The organism is Arthrobacter sp. D2-10 (genome assembly GCF_054161285.1).
The window spans coordinates 2,235,297-2,252,095 of record NZ_CP096431.1 but is presented as its reverse complement, the minus strand read 5'-3'; the positions used below and the strand labels follow the sequence as shown (position 1 = coordinate 2,252,095).

General features: G+C 64.3%; 16 protein-coding genes and 1 tRNA gene. 8 read left to right on the top strand and 9 right to left on the bottom strand.

All coding sequences use genetic code 11. The features are described 5' to 3' along the window. Positions 1-20: 20 nt before the first annotated feature. On the top strand, positions 21-845 hold the full coding sequence (locus M1D74_RS10495; RefSeq protein WP_458115278.1) for a metal ABC transporter ATP-binding protein: 825 nt from the start codon (positions 21-23) through the stop codon (positions 843-845). Then, the gene (locus M1D74_RS10490; protein ID WP_458115277.1) at positions 842-1,723 is read left to right on the top strand and encodes a metal ABC transporter permease; all 882 of its coding nucleotides are present in this window, start codon (positions 842-844) and stop codon (positions 1,721-1,723) included. The genes M1D74_RS10495 and M1D74_RS10490 overlap by 4 nt, the downstream gene beginning before the upstream one ends. Before the next feature lie 12 nt (positions 1,724-1,735). On the opposite strand, the gene M1D74_RS10485 is transcribed toward M1D74_RS10490, so the two are convergent. Continuing rightward, positions 1,736-2,167 carry a Fur family transcriptional regulator gene (locus M1D74_RS10485; RefSeq protein WP_309070769.1) on the bottom strand — a complete coding sequence of 144 codons (432 nt, stop codon included), beginning with the start codon at positions 2,165-2,167 and terminating at the stop codon, positions 1,736-1,738. 117 nt (positions 2,168-2,284) lie between these two features. Here M1D74_RS10485 and M1D74_RS10480 point away from each other — a divergent pair, with 117 nt between their 5' ends. Both M1D74_RS10480 and M1D74_RS10475 read left to right on the top strand, forming a co-directional pair. Beyond that, complete coding sequence (locus tag M1D74_RS10480) at positions 2,285-2,944, top strand: MBL fold metallo-hydrolase (protein WP_309123749.1); 660 nt, start codon at positions 2,285-2,287, stop codon at positions 2,942-2,944. Beyond that, entirely contained in the window at positions 2,871-3,083 is a 213-nt protein-coding gene (locus M1D74_RS10475) for a pentapeptide repeat-containing protein (RefSeq protein ID WP_458115276.1), read from the top strand. Before M1D74_RS10480 ends, M1D74_RS10475 begins: the two co-directional genes overlap by 74 nt. Here M1D74_RS10475 and M1D74_RS10470 read toward each other — a convergent pair. After that, positions 3,016-4,692 carry an alkaline phosphatase D family protein gene (locus tag M1D74_RS10470; RefSeq protein ID WP_458115275.1) on the bottom strand — a complete coding sequence of 559 codons (1,677 nt, stop codon included), beginning with the start codon at positions 4,690-4,692 and terminating at the stop codon, positions 3,016-3,018. The two genes, M1D74_RS10475 and M1D74_RS10470, sit on opposite strands and share 68 nt — an antisense overlap. Before the next feature lie 149 nt (positions 4,693-4,841). Here M1D74_RS10470 and M1D74_RS10465 point away from each other — a divergent pair, with 149 nt between their 5' ends. Genes M1D74_RS10465 through M1D74_RS10455 form a run of 3 tightly spaced genes read left to right on the top strand, consistent with a single transcriptional unit; the run spans position 4,842 to position 7,212 of the window. Then, complete coding sequence (locus tag M1D74_RS10465) at positions 4,842-5,672, top strand: sulfurtransferase (RefSeq protein WP_458115274.1); 831 nt, start codon at positions 4,842-4,844, stop codon at positions 5,670-5,672. A 53-nt stretch (positions 5,673-5,725) separates the two neighbouring features. Further along, a complete protein-coding gene (locus M1D74_RS10460) occupies positions 5,726-6,787 on the top strand; it encodes an NAD(P)-dependent alcohol dehydrogenase (RefSeq protein WP_309072331.1) in 1,062 nt (353 codons plus the stop codon). Further along, positions 6,784-7,212, top strand: a complete 429-nt coding sequence (locus tag M1D74_RS10455) for an HIT family protein (RefSeq protein ID WP_458115273.1) — start codon at positions 6,784-6,786, stop codon at positions 7,210-7,212. The genes M1D74_RS10460 and M1D74_RS10455 overlap by 4 nt, the downstream gene beginning before the upstream one ends. On the opposite strand, the gene hrpA is transcribed toward M1D74_RS10455, so the two are convergent. The 3 genes from hrpA to M1D74_RS10440 form a co-directional block, all read right to left on the bottom strand. After that, positions 7,209-11,111: an ATP-dependent RNA helicase HrpA gene (gene hrpA, locus M1D74_RS10450; RefSeq protein WP_458115272.1), complete on the bottom strand. Its 3,903-nt coding sequence runs from the start codon at positions 11,109-11,111 to the stop codon at positions 7,209-7,211. The two genes, M1D74_RS10455 and hrpA, sit on opposite strands and share 4 nt — an antisense overlap. 70 nt (positions 11,112-11,181) lie before the next feature. After that, positions 11,182-11,841, bottom strand: a complete 660-nt coding sequence (locus M1D74_RS10445; protein WP_458117175.1) for a DNA alkylation repair protein — start codon at positions 11,839-11,841, stop codon at positions 11,182-11,184. A gap of 53 nt (positions 11,842-11,894) precedes the next feature. Beyond that, entirely contained in the window at positions 11,895-12,902 is a 1,008-nt protein-coding gene (locus M1D74_RS10440) for a helix-turn-helix transcriptional regulator (protein WP_309072329.1), read from the bottom strand. An 87-nt stretch (positions 12,903-12,989) separates the two neighbouring features. Between M1D74_RS10440 and M1D74_RS10435 the strand changes: the two genes are divergently transcribed. After that, positions 12,990-13,559 (top strand): DinB family protein, encoded by a 570-nt coding sequence (locus tag M1D74_RS10435; protein ID WP_458115271.1) that lies wholly within the window; start codon positions 12,990-12,992, stop codon positions 13,557-13,559. Positions 13,560-13,617: 58 nt separating this feature from the next. Here M1D74_RS10435 and M1D74_RS10430 read toward each other — a convergent pair. From M1D74_RS10430 to M1D74_RS10415, 4 genes are all read right to left on the bottom strand, one after another. Continuing rightward, positions 13,618-13,690 (bottom strand) — tRNA-Arg (locus M1D74_RS10430). Positions 13,691-13,788: 98 nt separating this feature from the next. Further along, on the bottom strand, positions 13,789-15,321 hold the full coding sequence (locus M1D74_RS10425) for an FAD-dependent oxidoreductase (RefSeq protein WP_458115270.1): 1,533 nt from the start codon (positions 15,319-15,321) through the stop codon (positions 13,789-13,791). Further along, complete coding sequence (locus M1D74_RS10420) at positions 15,322-16,194, bottom strand: FAD:protein FMN transferase (protein ID WP_458115269.1); 873 nt, start codon at positions 16,192-16,194, stop codon at positions 15,322-15,324. It lies immediately after the preceding gene. Next, positions 16,191-16,649 (bottom strand): FMN-binding protein, encoded by a 459-nt coding sequence (locus M1D74_RS10415; protein WP_309072415.1) that lies wholly within the window; start codon positions 16,647-16,649, stop codon positions 16,191-16,193. The genes M1D74_RS10420 and M1D74_RS10415 overlap by 4 nt, the downstream gene beginning before the upstream one ends. Between the last annotated feature and the right edge of the window lie 150 nt (positions 16,650-16,799).

The window sequence follows — 16,799 nt, the reverse complement described above, 5'->3', positions numbered from 1 at the left end:
CCCAGTACCAAGGAGACCGCGTGGCCAACGACGGCGGTGCTGCAGCACGCCCCGTAGTCAGCCTGCGCTCAGCTTCACTTTCCTTCGGCCGTCGCACTCTGTGGCACGACCTGGACCTGGACATCCGGACCGGGGAGTTTCTAGCGGTGCTGGGTCCGAATGGGTCGGGCAAGACCAGTCTTCTTCGGGTTCTTCTCGGCCTGCAGGACCTGGACTCGGGAACGGCCACGGTGAACGGCCACGCCCTGCACCGGGGAAGCCGTGCCTTCGGCTATATCCCGCAACAAAAGTCCTTCGCCGCCGAAACGCCACTTCGTGCCCGTGACCTCGTGGGGCTGGGAGTGGACGGACACCGTTGGGGCTTTCGCCGCGCGGGATCGGCGTACCGGCGAACCGTCGATGCACTCCTCGAAAAGGTGGGAGCGTCGTCGTACGCTGACGCCCCGGTCGGCCGATTGTCGGGCGGAGAGCAGCAGCGGCTCCGCGCCGCCCAGGCGCTCGCAACTGATCCGCAGGTGCTGCTCTGCGACGAACCGCTGCTTTCACTGGACCTGCACCACCAGCAGGCAGTGAGCCGGCTGATCAACGACCAATGCCGGGAGTACAACACCGCGGTGGTATTCGTGACCCATGAAATCAATCCCATCATTGAGTACGTGGACCGCGTTCTGTACCTTGCGGGCGGACGTTTCCGCGTGGGCACACCGAAGGAAGTTATGACCAGCGAAGTGCTGTCCGACCTCTACGACAGCAGGGTCGACGTGATTCACAACAACGGCCGCATCGTTGTGGTCGGTCTGCCTGACGCCACCACGCACCATCATGCCGAAGTTGCGCACCCGTGAACTTCGAGGAAATGCTGAGGGCCATCTTCACGTTCGACAACTACGCCGAGCTGCTGCCCCTGGTGCAGAACTCGATCTGGGCCGGCGCCGTGCTGGGCCTGTTGGGCGGGCTAATCGGCACCTTCGTGATGATGCGGGACCTTGCCTTCGCGGTCCACGGGATTGCTGAACTCTCCTTCGCGGGTGCGGCGTTCGCCCTGCTCGTCGGCGCGAACGTTGTATACGGTTCCCTGGTCGGGTCCGTGATTGCGGCGCTGCTGCTCGGGCTGATGGGCATTCGGGCACGGGACCGCAACTCGATCATCGGCGTCATCATGCCTTTCGGCCTCGGCCTGGGGATCCTGTTTCTGGCGCTCTACGAGGGCAGGGCCGCGAACAAATTCGGTTTGTTGACCGGACAGATTGTTTCTGTCGACCAGGTTCAGCTGACACTCCTGGCGGGATGCGCGGTGGTTGTCATGGCCGCACTCGGCGCAATCTGGCGCCCACTCACCTTCGCCAGTGTGGACCCGGATCTGGCTGAAGCCCGGGGCGTACCCGTCCGCGGGCTGTCGCTGGTGTTCATGTTCCTGCTGGGAGTGTCGGTGGCGCTGTCCATTCAGGTGGTCGGCGCGCTGCTGGTGCTCGCGCTGCTCATTACCCCGGCCGCCGCAGCCCTGAAGGTTACGTCGTCGCCCCGCCTGGTCGTGTTGCTCAGTGTTGTGTTTGCGTGCACGTCAGTGGTGGGCGGAATCCTGCTGGCACTGGGGGGACGGATCCCGATCAGCCCCTACGTGACCACTATTTCCTTCGTGATCTACCTCGTGTGCAGGACCATCAACTGGCGACGCTCGAAAAAGGCGACGGCCTCGGAGTCGCGTGCGGTCCAGCCCGCCTAGTTCGCCCGGTTCCTAGTCCTTCGCGGCAGTGCACTCCGGGCATAGTCCGTAAATCTCGACTGTGTGGGCTACATCGGTGTAGCCGTACTCCCGTGCCATCCGTGCCGCCCACTGCTCAACGGCCGGAGCCTCGATCTCCACGGCCCTTCCGCACTTGCGGCACAGCAGGTGATGGTGGTGGTGCTCGACTGCGCAGCGGCGGTACACGGCCTCGCCCTCGCCGTTCCGCAGGACGTCCACGAGGCCGTCGTCGGCCATCGACTGCAGGATTCTGTAGGTCGTGGCGAGGGAGACCGACTCACCGCGTTCATGAAGTTTCCGGTACAGCTCCTGTGTGCTTACGAAGTCGTCGAGCTCATCGAGGGTAGCGCCGACGGCCCGGCGCTGCTTGGTCACGCGTTGTTCCGGTCCTTTGCGGACCGGCTGTGCTGCCTCCGATGACATGCCTGGCTGGTCACCTTCCTGTCCTCGATTCGACCCGCGTCAAGGGTAGCACCGGGGTGGCGGCAACCCCGCGGCGCCGCCGCTGACAGGCTGCACCGACGGCGGTAGTCTGGGCGGATGTTGATGACGAAGTTCACTCATGCGTGCGTCCGGCTGGAGAAGGATGGTTCCGCCCTCGTGCTGGATCCAGGCAACTTCTCGGAGGTCGAAGAGGCCGTTGCCGGAGCGGCAGCGATCCTCATCACTCATGAACATGCGGACCACTTCGACGTCGGTAGGATCGCTGAGTCGATGCGATCTGATCCCTCACTGGAGGTTCATGCGCCGGCTGGTGTCGCGTCGCAGTTGACGGAGGCGCTGGGAGATGACGGCGGGGCGCGCGTTCACGCCGTGGATCCTGAGAGCAGCTACACCATCGCAGGCTTTGACGTGAGAACCTTCGGCGGGCAGCACGCGCTCATTCATCCGCACATCCCGGTGGTGAAAAACATCGGATACCTGATCGATGACAACCTCTACCACCCGGGTGATTCTTTCATCGTCCCGCACGGCGTCCAGGTGAATACGCTGCTTGTGCCGGTCCACGCTCCCTGGTCAAAGACCGCCGAAGTCGTTGACTTCGTCACGGCCGTCCGCGCGCCGCGGGCACACCAGATCCATGATGCGCTGCTGAACGAAACGGGCCTTGCGATGGTCGAAGGCCATGTTGCCCGCCTGGGGAAGCACTACGGCACTGACTTCGAACATCTCGAGCCGCGCCAGAGCGTCACTGTCTAAAGCGTCACTGTCTAAAGCGTCACTGTCTAAAGCGTCACTGTCCAGAGCGTCACTGTCCAGAGCGTCGCTGTCTAGGGCGCGTTCGACGGCGAGGGTGCGTGTGACCGCGGGGACACCGTGTAACTGGCCACTTCCTTGAGCCGTGGAGTTCTGGGGTCGCCATCGGCCACACCGGTGGCCCACTGCAGCCTCAGTCCGTCATCGCTGTCCTCCAGCACGGCCAGGTTGTTGTCGAACCACGGCCCCTTGATGTTCTCCCAGGAGAACGGCGGCTTCGGAACCCTCACCGAACGCGCCACCAGGGCACCGATGGGGCTTGCGACTCCGTACGACATCGCCACAGTGGCGAAGCGGAGCGCCCGCGGGAGCGGGTTGCGGATGGGGGAACACACTGCCTGAAGGATACGGCTGCCCGAGGACCGGTTGACTTCCGCGATATAGGAGAAGTGGACATCGCCGGAGAGGAATGTGACTGTCTGCGGTGCCGGCCCCCGTTTCCCATCGGCGACCTCCGTTGCCAGTTTCGCTACCGACCGGAAGCTGCGCTGGAACGCCCCCCAGTGCTCGAGGTCGAGCGCCTGACGCAGTCCCTCGCCGATCCGCGACCCCTGCTTCCCCCAGGCGCCTTCCGCGAGTGCCTCGTCCCATGACTCGATGTGGTGCAGGCCGCGAGGGAGAAGGAAGGGGAGCGAGGTTGCCACGAGCAGATGCCTCACGCCGCCCTGGAAGTGCTCGTTCAGCCAGGCCAGTTCCGACTCGTCCAGCAGGGAACGCCGACCGGGGTCCAGGACCCGCGCAGCGCGCGAATCGACGGTGATGATCCGGACGTCACCGATATCCCGGAAGTAGCTCCAGCGGTAACTGACCGGATCCGAGTCGGCCTGTTCGGCGAATGATTCCAGCTCGCCGGTCAGATCCAGTTCACCGGGGCCGTCGTGGGACGTGATCCTGTTCCACAACGGATCCTCCGCTCTCGCACCGGGTGAGAGGTTGCCGAGGTGCTGGTACACCCAGTAAGAAGCAAGCCCGGCAACAATCCTGCCGTGCCACCAGTCGGTGGCATGCATCTTCTCCCTCCAGGTCAGCGACGCGTTCCAGTCATCGCGGATGTCGTGGTCGTCGAAGATCATCGCGCTGGGAAGGGTGGAGAGTAACCAACGGTTTGCTTCGTCCGACCACGCGAGCTTGTAAAGATGCGCGTACTCCTCGTAGTCCTTCAGTTCCTCGCCCGGCGGTTCCGACAGCGACCGGCGGGACTCGATGAAGTCCTGCATCTGGCTGCTCGTCGAGTCGGCGTAAACCTGGTCACCGAGGAAAGCGACTAGGTCGGGACGGCCGCCGTCGTCGTTCGCGACATGCAGCGCATAGGCACGCAGGGCATCCACGCCGTGAGTGGCGTTGCCCATCCTGTCGTGGGGGACACTTGTCCGGCACGATCCGAAGGCGAGCCGCAAGCGCCTTTCCGGGTGGAGGGTCCGGATGGATGAGGGCGGGAATTGTGAGGCAGGATCCGGCCAGAGGCGCTCTCCGTCTATCTCAACGGAATACTCGAGTGTTTCCCCGGGAGGGAGGTCCCGCACCTCCACCAGCGCGTAGTGGTGGCCATATACCGCGAAGGTGGGCGCGGCGGCTTTGCCTCCGCCGACCCGCACCACCACCGTGCATGCTTCGCTTGTTTCCAGCCACACCGTGGCAGAGGTTTCGTCGACATACCGGAGCATCGGTCCGAGCACCAGGGAGACTGTCATTACCCTGTTGTACTCCCTGACGCCGCGGAGGGCCAGAAGTTCGGCGGGCAACCGGCGCGGGCATGGCTTGGTGGGTTCCCGGAGCTGTGATGAACTTGGTTCACACCCTGACCGGTGTGCCACCGGTCACACTTCATAAGGAGATCTTCATGGAGACTCTGATGGACGTGCAGGCGCTGCGGAACCGGATGACCTCCGGTCAGCAGACCGTCCTGCTGGATGTTCGTTGGGCGTTGGGCAACCCCCACGGCCATGAACAGTACCGATCAGCTCACATCCCCGGCGCCGTCTACGTTGACCTGGAAGCCCAGCTTTGCGCCGGCGCGTCACTATCCGAGGGACGGCATCCGCTTCCGGAACCCGTAGAACTTGAAGAAGCGGCCCGCCAGTGGGGAATCAACGACGGTGATGTCGTTGTCGCCTATGACGACACGGGTAACCTCGCCGCTGCACGCCTGTGGTGGCTGCTTCGGAACGCCGGCCTGACCAGTGTCTACCTTCTCGACGGTGGACTGAGTGCCTGGCAAGCGGCCGGTTTTGAGACGGAGCGCGGCGAGGAGCAGCATTGCCTGGGCGACGTGAACCTGAGCTCGGGCCATATGCCGGTTCTGGCGATCGAGGACGTTTTGTCGTTCACCGAACACGGTGTCCTTCTCGATGCAAGGGCACCTGAGCGGTTCCGCGGCGAGGTCGAGCCGGTCGACCCGAAGGCCGGTCACATACCTCGTGCTGTCAGCGCCCCGACGACCGGTAATCTCACGCCCCAGAAGACCTTCCAGCCGCCGACTGAGCTGCGTCGCAGGTTTGCAGCGGTCGGGATCACGGAGAGCGCCGACGTCGCCGTGTACTGCGGTTCAGGCATCACCGCCGCACACGAGATAGCTGCCCTTGAGGTTGCCGGTTTCCGGGCGGCGCTGTACCCGGGATCGTGGTCGCAGTGGTCCCAGCGCGCTGATCTGCCGGTGGCAACCGGTCCGTGACGGTCGCCATTTGCTGATCGGCTGGATAGCCCGGATATGGAAGAGTAACCGGTATGACCACTGCATTCGCTTATGCCGCCACGTCGCCGTCCAGCGGGTTGGGCCGAACCACCCTTGAGCGTAGGGAACCGGCACACGACGACGTCGAGATAGCCATTGATTTCTGCGGACTGTGCCACTCGGATGTTCACGCCACACGGAGCGAGTGGGGCTCCGCCCGGTACCCGCTGGTGCCCGGTCACGAAATAGTCGGCCGGGTCACCCGCATCGGCGGCTCAGTGACGTCGTTCGCCGTGGGCGACCGGGTTGGGGTCGGCTGCATGGTTGATTCCTGCCGCGAGTGTGAAAGCTGCGCCGACGGTCTGGAGCAATACTGCGAGCGGGGCATGACCGCCACCTACGGTTCGCCCGACAGGAGGCACGACGGCGAAGTCACACAGGGCGGGTACGCCACCTCCATCGTCGTGAATGAGGGGTACGTTCTTCGGATTCCGGAGGGGATGGACCCGGCCGCAGCAGCACCCCTGCTCTGTGCAGGCATCACCACCTTCTCGCCGCTGAACCACTTCGGTGTCGAGAAGGGCGACGCCGTCGGGGTCGTTGGCTTGGGTGGCCTTGGGCACATGGCCGTGAAGATCGCCAAAGCGATGGGGGCGTCGGTGACTGTTTTCACGACGTCGTCCGGCAAGGTGGACGCCGCGCACGAGTTGGGGGCGGACCGCGTGGTTATTTCCAGGGATGCGGACGCCATGGAAGCAGCTGCCAACACGCTCGATGTTGTCATCGATACCGTGGCAGCCCCGCATGACCTCAACCAATTGATCCGGACGCTCCGGCTCGATGGGGCCTTATTCCAGCTAGGTCTTCCGGCCGACCCAATGCCGGCCGTCGACCCGGGATTGCTGATCCGGAAGCGGCGGACGTATGCCGGCTCGCTGATCGGCGGCATCGCGGAGACACAGGAGATGCTCGACTTCTGTGCGGAGCACGGGGTCGTATCCGACATCGAGCTCGTCGCCGCCGACCAGCTCAACGTGGCCTACGACCGCATGGTAGCGGGAGACGTGAAGTACCGATTCGTACTTGATGCCGCTTCACTTGAGGAGGAATCATGAGCACGCTGTTCACCAGGATCATCGCCGGTGAGATCCCGGGCCGTTTCGTCTGGAAGGACGATGACGTGGTGGCTTTCCTGACCATTGAGCCGATCACGGACGGACACCTCATGGTCGTGCCCCGCCGAGAGGTGGCGCACTGGATCGACCTTGAAGCGGAGCTGCTCGGCAAGGTGATGAATGTTGCGCAGAAGATAGCGAAGGTGCAGGAGGCGGTGTTCAACGCCAAGCGCATCGGCGTGCTGATGGAGGGGTACGAGATTCCCCACGTCCACGTCCACATCTGGCCGACGCACAGCCCTGCAGACTTCGACGTGCACAACGTGGACCGCTCAGCGGATCCTGAGAAGCTCGACGGGAACGCGGAACGGTTGCGCACCGCACTGCGTGCCGCTGGATACGCGGAGTTCGTTCCACAGCCCTAAGCGGCAAGTGCCTCGCCGAGGGCCGCGCGGATACGTTTCTCCGACACGGAATAGGCGGTCCCAAGTTCCTGGGCGAAGAGACTCACGCGGAGTTCCTCCAGCATCCAGCGAACGCGGCCCAAGCCGGGTGGCACAGGGCGTCCATGGGGAGCGACGGACGCAACGGCGTCGTCGTACTCGTCCTCCAGCCGCTGGACGATGGCCGTGCTGAGACCGTCGCGCTGCACGTTGCTTTCGAGCTTCTCCAGCCGCCGCTCGATGCCCGCGAGGTAGCGGGGAAGGTGCGCCAGTTGGGCGTAGCCCGTAGTCGCCACGAATCCGGGGAAGACCAGCTGCTCCAGCTGGCTCCTCACGTCATTGAGGGCGGTGATGAGCGCCAAACTGGTCGAGCCCTTCAGCCTCTTCTCGATCCGGCGCGCGCTTGCAAGAATCTTCTCCACGGTCGCTGTGACTGTGAAGACCGTGTCGATCAGTTCGGCTCTGACAGCCTCGTATAGTGCGTCAAATTCCTCGGGCGACCAGGGCAGTTGCTCGGGCGTGAGCTTGTCAATGGCCGCGATAGAGCAGTCCTCGATCAGTGCGCTGACGCTGCCGTGAGGGTTCTGGCTGAAGGTCAGCTTCTCCGTGTTGCTCAGGTGCTCCAGGACGTAGCGGGCGGGACTTGGGACCCGCAGCGCGAGCAGGCGGATTACCCCTGCGCGCATGGCGGCGGACTGTTCGGCGGGGTTGGGGAAGACCCTGAGCCCCACGGCGTTCTGCTCGTCGACGAGGGCCGGGTAACCCGTGACGCGGTGCCCGCCGACGATGCGGGACACTTCCTTCGGCACCGTGCCGAAGGTCCAGGCGGTTGCGCCGGTGATCTCCTTGATTCCCGGATCACCATTCCCCGACGACGACGCCTGCTCCTGGCGGTGCCGGCGCCCCGCCGTCTGCTTCTGCTGGATCGAGCCCGGTGTAGCGCCGAGGGAGTCGGCGATAGCCCGCCGGGTCTGCGGCGCGAGCCGGTCCTGAAGCGCATGAAGGTCCGTGTCTTCGTCCAGGACCCGGCCGTTGGCGTCGACTACCTGGAAGTTCATGAGCAGGTGCGGCTGCAGCGTTTCCCTGTTCCATGATCCCGGCGGAATGATGTGTCCCTTCAAGCGCCGCAGTACGAGCTCCAGGGATGGTTCGAGCTCATCCCGCGCGGGATCGAAGTCGGCATGGAGTGCTTCGACGGCGGTTCGGGCGACATCCGGAGCGGGAATGAAGTTCTTGCGGACCTGCTTCGGCAGGGACTTGATGAGCGCAGTCACCAGTTCCACCCGCAATCCGGGGATCTGCCATTGGAAGGGCGCCGGTTCCAGCTGGTTCAGGAAAAGGATCGGAACCTGCACCGTGACGCCGTCGGATGCGCCGGGAACGTTCGGCGAGAACTCATAGCTCAGCGGCAGTTCGAATCCCTGCTGGTGCCACGTCTTCGGAAAAGCACCCTCGTCGAGATCGGCATCCCGGCTGAGCAGTTCCTCGGGCTTGAAGTCCAGCAGATCAGGGCTGTCCTGCCGGGCCTGCTTCCACCACTTGTCGAAGTGGCGCTCCGAGACAACGTCGGGGCCCACACGCGCATCATAAAAGGCGAAGAGAGTCTCGTCGTCGACCATGAGGTCGCGGCGGCGCATCCGGTTTTCCATCTCTTCGATCTCCGCGATCCGCGCCTTGTTGCGGTGGAAGAACTTGTGATGAGTACGCCAGTCGCCTTCGACCAGTGCATGCCGGATGAAGAGCTCGCGTGCGACCTCCCTGTCGATTCGGCCGTAGTTGATGCGCCGTTGCGGGACAATCGGCACGCCGTAGAGTGTGACCTTCTCGTACGCCATGACTGAGCCCATCTTGCGGGACCAGTGCGGCTCGCTGTAGCTGCGCTTCACCAGGTCCGGGGCGACCTCCTCAGCCCAGAGCGGGTCGAACCTGGCAACCACCCGCGCCCAAAGCCGCGACGTCTCTACGAGTTCTGCTGCCATCACCCAGTCCGGGCTCTTCTTGAACAGAGCGCTGCCGGGGAAGATGGCGAACCGGGTGCCGCGGGCACCGGCGTACTCGCGTTTGCGCTGGTCGTACAGGCCAATGTGGCTGAGCAGCCCGGACAGCATGCTGATATGGACCGCGTCATGCTGGGCGACCGGGTCCACCTCACCGGGCGGAAGGGTGATGCCGAGCGGTTTGGCGAGCTGGCGCAGTTGGGTGAACAGGTCCTGCCACTCGCGCACGCGCAGGTAGTTGATGAAGTCGTTGCGGCACAGCTTGCGGAACTGGGTCGATGACAGTTCCTTCTGCTGGTCCTGCAGGTATCGCCACAGGTTCAGGTACCCGGTGAAGTCCGATGTCTCGTCCACGAACCTGCGGTGCTTCTCGGTGGCGCTCTGGAGCTTTGCGGCCTGGTCGGGTTGCGGTCGTTCCCTCGGGTCCTGGATGGTCAGGGCCGCAGCCAGGACCATAACCTCTTTCGCGCAGCCTCGCCTGCCCGCCTCGACAATCATGCGTCCGAGCCGGGGATCTACCGGCAGTTGGGCCAGTTGCCTGCCCACCGGAGAGATCCCGCCGTCCGGGGCCAGGGCGCCCAGCTCGCGCAGGAGGGTGACGCCGTCGTTGATTGCCTTTGAATCAGGCGGCTCGACGAACGGGAATGCTGCAACGTCCTTTGGTCCGCGGGTCACGCCCATCGCCGTCATCTGGAGGATGACGGCAGCAAGGTTGGTTCGCAGGATCTCCGGGTCGGTGAAGGGGCGCCGCGACTCGAAGTCCTCTTCCGAGTACAGGCGGATGGCGATGCCGTCGGAAACACGGCCGCAACGGCCCGACCGTTGGTTCGCCGATGCCTGTGACACGCGCTCGATCGGGAGCCGCTGCACCTTGGTCCGATGCGAATACCGGGAAATTCGAGCGGTTCCCGTATCGATGACGTACTTGATTCCCGGCACCGTGAGAGAAGTCTCCGCGACGTTGGTCGCGAGGACGATACGCCGGCCTGCACCCCCGGGGTTGAAGACGCGGTGCTGTTCCTGCAGCGACAACCGGGCAAAAAGCGGAAGGATCTCGGTCCCTCGCAGACGCGGATTCACCTGGACGCGTGCACGAAGCGCGTCGGCCGCATCGCGGATCTCGCGCTCGCCGGAGAAAAACACCAAAATGTCACCGGGGGCTTCCCGTGCAAGCTCGTCAACGGCGTCACACACGGCATCGAGCGGGTCGCGGTCTTCCTCAAGCTCGTCATCGGTGTCCGACTCTGTGTCACCCGCAGGCTGACTGAGCGGACGGTAACGGATCTCTACAGGGTAGGTGCGCCCGGACACCTCAATGATGGGCGCGGGCGCCTTCTCACGCGCGAGCTCATCCGCTGCGAAGTGGTTGGCGAAACGCTCTGGATCAATAGTGGCGGAGGTGATGATGACTTTCAGATCCGGACGCTTGGGCAGGATCCGCTTGAGATAGCCGAGAATGAAGTCGATGTTGAGGCTGCGCTCGTGCGCCTCGTCAATGATGATCGTGCTGTATTTCTTCAACAGCCTGTCGTGTTGTATCTCGGCAAGCAGGATGCCGTCCGTCATGAGCTTGATCCGGGTGCTTCGGCCCACCTCGCCGGTGAAGCGCACCTGATAGCCGACCTCCTCGCCCAGCTTCACGTCGAGTTCTTCGGCGATGCGCTCAGCGACGGTCCTCGCGGCCAGGCGGCGAGGCTGCGTGTGGCCGATCATCCCGGACTCGGCAAGGCCGAGCTCCAGGCACATCTTTGGGATCTGCGTGGTTTTCCCGGAGCCGGTTTCACCCGCGATGATGGTGACCTGGTTCGCCGCGATGGCAGCCATGATGTCTGCCCGCCGTTCCGAAACCGGGAGCTGGGCGGGGTAAGAGATTGTCAGCGACATGATTACCCGCAAGTTTACGTGATCATGCCGGGTCAGGACCTGATCGCGGCCGCCGCAGGCTCGATTCCGGTCAGCCGGCCTCCTGCCTGTCAACCATTGCCTTGATCCAGATGGGTGCATAAGGCGATGTACAACCTGGGGAGGCGGGGTAGTCCTTGAGGACTTCCAGGCCCTCCCCGATGGCGAGTGCGCGATCGCGTTGCCCGGGATGGTTGATTCCGATGTGCGCCAGGCAGGTGTTCATGGCCCACTGCAGGCGATCCGGAGCGTCCTTCATCTTTGCCTCGATGCTGTCCAGCAGGGCCGGGAGGTCCAGCTCACCCGGGCTCTTCACTACGCGGTCCGCCGTCAGGGCCCAACCGGCACTTGCGACCACGGGATCCGGATCGGTGAACCAGGCAGCCCGCAGATCTTCCACATGAGGGCTCTTTTTCACCACGTAATTCAGGAACCAGTCGAGCACCTTGGGTGAAGGTGCGGAACGAAGCATCCCGTCCAACTCGTTCCGGTCGAATGCCTTCGGACGGCAGATCAGAGTTGCGAGGAGTTTGGCGGCGGTGTCCCCGGTCTCCCAGAGCTGCAGGGCGAGCTCGTGGTTGGTCTTCAAGCCCTTGGCCAGTGCGCGCAGCTTGCTGAGGTTCACCCCGTGGTCATCATCGTGCCTGGCGTTCACTTCACGCGTCCTCGGATCCTCAAGCGTGGCCAACTCGGCCATGACAACGCCAAGCATCGACTCGGCCGGTGCTGTCTCTACCACTACTGTCTCCTGTCCTGAGTGCCGGCTTAGCTTGCGGGCTTTCGGGATTCAGCCCCCGCGGCGCTTTCCATGACGCCTGCGTCGGCCCGGGCTGCCCGGACCAATCGCCCAGCGGCGGCGGCGGCGTGGTCCCGAAGCTCCGGAGGGCCGAGGATATCGAAATCCAACCCTAGCGCCACCAGATGCATCAGGGGCCAGTCGAACGAGTCTGCCCCGAAGCGCATGAGGGTGGTTCCGGCATCGTCCTCAAGTTCGGCAATGTTGGGTGGGATCATCTGGCCGACATCCACCGCGGGTGCATGGACGCGCACGACGATGTCGTGGCTGTAAGGGGAGCGCGTAATCGACTTCTGCACGTATGCGGCGAGGTCTGTGGCGGGAAGGGGCCGGGCGGCGAACCTGTCGCGCGGCGAAGGCACGCTTTGGCACCGATCCACACGGAATGTTCGCCAGTCCTGCCTGGCGGTGTCCCATGCGACAAGGTACCAACGGCGTCCGGTGTCCACCAGCCGTACGGGCTCGACAACACGTCGGGAGGAATCGCCGTCCTGACGTGCATAACGGAACACCACCACCCTGCGCTCAGTAATCGCTGAGGAAAGGGCCGTGAGGACCTCCGGGTTCACCGGCGTGCTCACCGCAGCCATGTGTGTAACTGCTGTCCGCAGCCCGGCGAATTTCGGCCGAAGTCTGCCGGGAAGCACCTGTTCCAGCTTGGTCAGGGCGCGGACCGAGGCTTCCCCGAGCCCTGACACGGGGCTCGCGGTGACGGCGCTCAGGCCAATCGCAACGGCGAGCGCCTCATCATCATCAAGGAGTAGCGGGGGCAGCTGCGCTCCTGCGCCCAGTTGGTAGCCGCCCGCGATGCCGGGCGACGCGTGGATGGGATAGCCCAGAGTGCGCAGCTTGCCGATGTCTCTGCGTACCGTGCGTTCGGTGACCGACATGCGTTCCGCCAACGCAGAACCCGTCCACTCACGCCGAAGCTGAAGCAGGGACAGCAGCTGCAGCAGACGCGCTGATGTTTCCAACATGGAACCACGGTACCCAGCAACACGGACAGTTGCTGTCCGCAATGGCTTCTATTCTTTCAGCGAATATCCGGGAGGAAAGGAAGAACGATGGACATCAGCAGGGAGCTCACCGACCAGCTTGCGTGGCACTGGGAGCATCACGCGCGGCCGCGCCTGGACGGGCTGGAGGATGAGGAGTACTTCTGGGAACCCGTTCCTGGCAGCTGGAGCGTGCGTCCGCGCGGAACTGGCACAGCACCTCTGCAGGTTGGGGGAGGGGACTACACGATCGACTTTGCCCTGCCCGAACCTAAGCCGGCGCCGGTCACCACGATCGCCTGGCGGTTGGGCCACATCCTCGTCGGTGTACTGGGCGGTCGGCTGGAGGCGCATTTCGGCGGTCCGCCGGTCAGCTACGAGACCTATGAGTATCCGGGCAGTGCGGGTACAGCGCTCGAACAGCTGGACGGCATGTACGCTCACTGGTCCGGTGCCGTGTCCGCCCTGTCGCTGCACGAGCTTGACCGCCCGGTCGGCCCGGCGGAGGGACCCTTTGCAGAGGCTCCCATGGCTGCACTCATCCAGCACATCAACCGGGAGATGATCCATCACCTCGCTGAGGTGGCGCTGCTGCGGGATCTGTGGGCTCACGGCTACATGCACCGCAGGCCGGCCTGATACTGGTTCACCAGGCAGTCATGACCGCTGACGAAGGGCGATTCAGGTGGAAGAAATGTGCCCTCGATAGGATTCGAACCTACGACCTTCTGCTCCGGAGGCAGACGCTCTATCCCCTGAGCTACGAGGGCGCGGCCACCGGAGTGAACCAGTGGCCGAAAGGGACTCATGAAGCTTAGCAGGGAAAAGTTGGCTGAACGAAACGCCGCCTGAAGGGCTCGGAGAGGCCTTAGTAGCCGAGGAAAGCGTCGGTCCTGATCGACTTCCCACCGGCGCTCCGAATAACCGGTTTGGCTCGCGCCAGGGTGGTCGGTGACCCGGAAAGGTAGACGCGCCGCCGTCCCAGGTCCGGAACCAGCGAGCGCAACTCCTCGGCAGTCGGGAAGTCCGTGCTGCCTCGGGTCCAGCCCTCCGGCAGCCGTCCCGGATCTCCGGGGCAGAAGAGCAGCACACGTGCGCTTGCAAGCTCGTCGACATAGCCGAGTTCCGTTGGCCGGCTGACAACATAGACCACGACGACGTCGCGCCCCTTATTATTCCCGGCGCTCTTGTTCCCGGCGATCGATCCCAACTGGCTGAGGAACGGCGTTATCCCGATTCCACCGGCGAACAGGAGCAGCGGCACCGACGGATCTTTGGGCAGCACGAAATCACCGCCCACGGACGTTGCCTCCACCGACGCCCCGGGGCGAAGGCTCAACAGGGCAGCTTTGAAGGAACTCGGTGGATTCGAGAGTCGCAGTCCGAAGCGGATGGTGCCGTCGTCGGGCGCTGAACTGATGCTGAAAATGCGGCGCAGGCCGCGGCTGTCCGCCCGAGCGTGCGGCAGGGTGAGTTCCATATACTGACCTGCAGTGAAGCGCACCGGTGACTCCGGAGAGAAGGAGACTTCCGCGCTGGTGGGAGTCAGCTGCCGGGAACCCTCGTAGCGCAGGCGTACACGCCGTCGCTGGCCCATCGTGAATGCGACGGCGTTGCCGATCAGCAGAGCGTACTCGGGTCCCAGGAAAACGGGCGGGATGCTGATCTGCAGCGCAAGGACCACAGCAACGACGGCGGCGACCAGGAGCTGCTGCCACTGCCTTGGCGGCAGGGTCAGCGGCTCCGTCAGCATGAAGCCCAGCAGGAAGAGCAGGGGGTAGGAAACGAAGACCAGCTGCAGAGCGGTGATCGGATCCGTTCCGCCCGCCGCCAGGCGCGCCACCAGGATTCCGACCGCGAGGGCGAGGAAAACGGCGCCCATGGGGAACTTCCGGGTTCGGAACAGGATCAGGATGGTGGCCAGCAATACCACCGGCAGCATTGCGGGGTTGGCAGCCCACCAGGCGGCGGCGCCGAACCCGAGCAGCGTCGCTGCGACGGCGCCGAATGCGGCCGGGTTGAAGATGTGACGGCCGCGGACAGCGAGCAAGTACTTGGACGCGGCGGCAGCAAGGCCGGCGATCGCGATGCCGCCTACCCCGGAGGCCTCGTCGGACGGAAACATCACGAAGAAGAGCAGGAGCCCGGTGATGAGAGAGGACTCGGTGTGGGGACGTGCCCGGAGCATCATCGCCATCACCCGCGTACCGCCCCAGGATGCGATCACCGCGGTAGCCAGGGTCGCGCCGAGCTCCGTTGGCGTGAAGGCCAGGAGGCCGAACGCGGACAGGACGAAGGCGTATGCACTCAGGATCAGCAGAAGGATAAAAACCAGGCGGTACATGGTGGTCCTGCCCAGGAAAGTGTCCAGCCTGGTGACCCAGTTCAGCCGTCCGACCATCTAGAACAACGCTCCTGCCAATGACGATGAAAAATGCGCGCGTCCCTCCGAGGAAACCCGGATGTAGTCGAAGTCGAACTCGGCAAGGAGTACTTCCGGCGGGACAAGGAAGAGGGCGGTGGCCAGAGCATCGGCAACGAGCGCATTGTCAGCCAGCACCCAACTAGCCACCACTGTATCGACGCATTGCCCCGTTGTTGCATCCAGCACGTGGTGCAAGCCATCAGCCCAGCGGCGCCTGTTGGAGGCCGATGCGCAGAGCGCCCGGTCCTGCAGCGTCACGACGCCGATTGCCGTGTCCAGAGCGTACGGATGCTCGAGCGCTACGCGGAGGGCCCCGGTTCCGTAGTGCACCATGTCTCCGCCGGCATCCACGGTGTGCTCCCGGTGACCAGCCTCCGCCAGCGTTGCCGAAACAAGGTCGACAAGCTGTCCCTTGCCGGCGGCCCCAACATCAAGCATGACCGGCTGCCCGGAGGAGATGGTGCTCCCACGCCACTGGAAGGTTGCGTCCCACGCCGCTGCCGGCACGGGGGCGCCGCGGGGCACAAAGGAGTAGTCGGCGTCGTATCCCAACTGGTCAAGTGACCGCCCCACCAACGGTGACATGGCTCCATCGGTCAGCCGGTGGAGCGTTCGGAATACGCGACCCAGTGCATCACCACTGGGAGGCAGGTCAACGCAACCACCGTCCGCGGCGAGCGCCGAGACCAGCGAGTCGGCGCGGAAGCGGGAATAAGTGGCATCGTAGTGGTCGATCACACGGACGACGGCGGCACGGACCTCCGCGGTCAACTCGCCTGGAGTGTCGATATGCCACCGTGTGCCGATGGCGTCGAAGCTGAATCTGTGCGCGTAGCCCGCGGGGCTCACTGCGCGGCTTCTCCCTTGATCTGCTCGATCGCGTCGCTGAAGCCGCCGCTGGTCAAGGAGGAGCCTGAGACCTTGTCGACGCTCAGCTCGTCGAGCGGGGTCCCTACGATCTGCTCCTTGATTCCGCTGCTGAACTTGCCCTGGTACTGCTCGGTGGTGGCGTTGCTCGGCATGGGCTCGGTCTGCACATCGGCAACACTGCCTGCCTCGAGGGTGACGGTGACGCCGATTGACTCCTCGCCGCCGGGCGTCTGGTAGGACCCTGTTGCGGAGTAGGTGCCATCGGCATAACTGCCGGATCCGCCGGCTCCGGGCTCGGCGGCGTTGGCAGCGTCACCTCCGCCACCGGGCGACGGCGTCGGGCTGGCAGCACACGCCGCCGATCCCATGAGGGAAACGGCGGCAAGCCCCGTCAGGGCCCAGCGCTGGTAAGGCTTCTTCACGGCGTCAGTCACGCAAACTCCTCGGTGGGGAACTGGAAGCGGTTCTGCTCCTGTACAACGCTAATGGCCCTCATTCGGTTCAGAACGGCTGCGGGATGGGTCGGCGACTTGGCGTCCGTCACAGAATCAGGGGGATTAGACCCGCGCCGTTATGCTGGATGG

Coding starts and splice junctions, on each gene's coding strand:
- M1D74_RS10435 (WP_458115271.1), top strand. CDS start 12,990: ATGGACATCAGCAGGGAGCTCACCGACCAGCTTGCGTGGCACTGGGAG.
- M1D74_RS10475 (WP_458115276.1), top strand. CDS start 2,871: ATGTTGCCCGCCTGGGGAAGCACTACGGCACTGACTTCGAACATCTCG.
- M1D74_RS10445 (WP_458117175.1), bottom strand. CDS start 11,841: ATGCTTGGCGTTGTCATGGCCGAGTTGGCCACGCTTGAGGATCCGAGG.
- M1D74_RS10455 (WP_458115273.1), top strand. CDS start 6,784: ATGAGCACGCTGTTCACCAGGATCATCGCCGGTGAGATCCCGGGCCGT.
- M1D74_RS10485 (WP_309070769.1), bottom strand. CDS start 2,167: ATGTCATCGGAGGCAGCACAGCCGGTCCGCAAAGGACCGGAACAACGC.
- M1D74_RS10425 (WP_458115270.1), bottom strand. CDS start 15,321: ATGGTCGGACGGCTGAACTGGGTCACCAGGCTGGACACTTTCCTGGGC.
- M1D74_RS10465 (WP_458115274.1), top strand. CDS start 4,842: ATGGAGACTCTGATGGACGTGCAGGCGCTGCGGAACCGGATGACCTCC.
- M1D74_RS10470 (WP_458115275.1), bottom strand. CDS start 4,692: ATGACAGTCTCCCTGGTGCTCGGACCGATGCTCCGGTATGTCGACGAA.
- hrpA (WP_458115272.1), bottom strand. CDS start 11,111: ATGTCGCTGACAATCTCTTACCCCGCCCAGCTCCCGGTTTCGGAACGG.
- M1D74_RS10440 (WP_309072329.1), bottom strand. CDS start 12,902: ATGTTGGAAACATCAGCGCGTCTGCTGCAGCTGCTGTCCCTGCTTCAG.
- M1D74_RS10460 (WP_309072331.1), top strand. CDS start 5,726: ATGACCACTGCATTCGCTTATGCCGCCACGTCGCCGTCCAGCGGGTTG.
- M1D74_RS10480 (WP_309123749.1), top strand. CDS start 2,285: ATGTTGATGACGAAGTTCACTCATGCGTGCGTCCGGCTGGAGAAGGAT.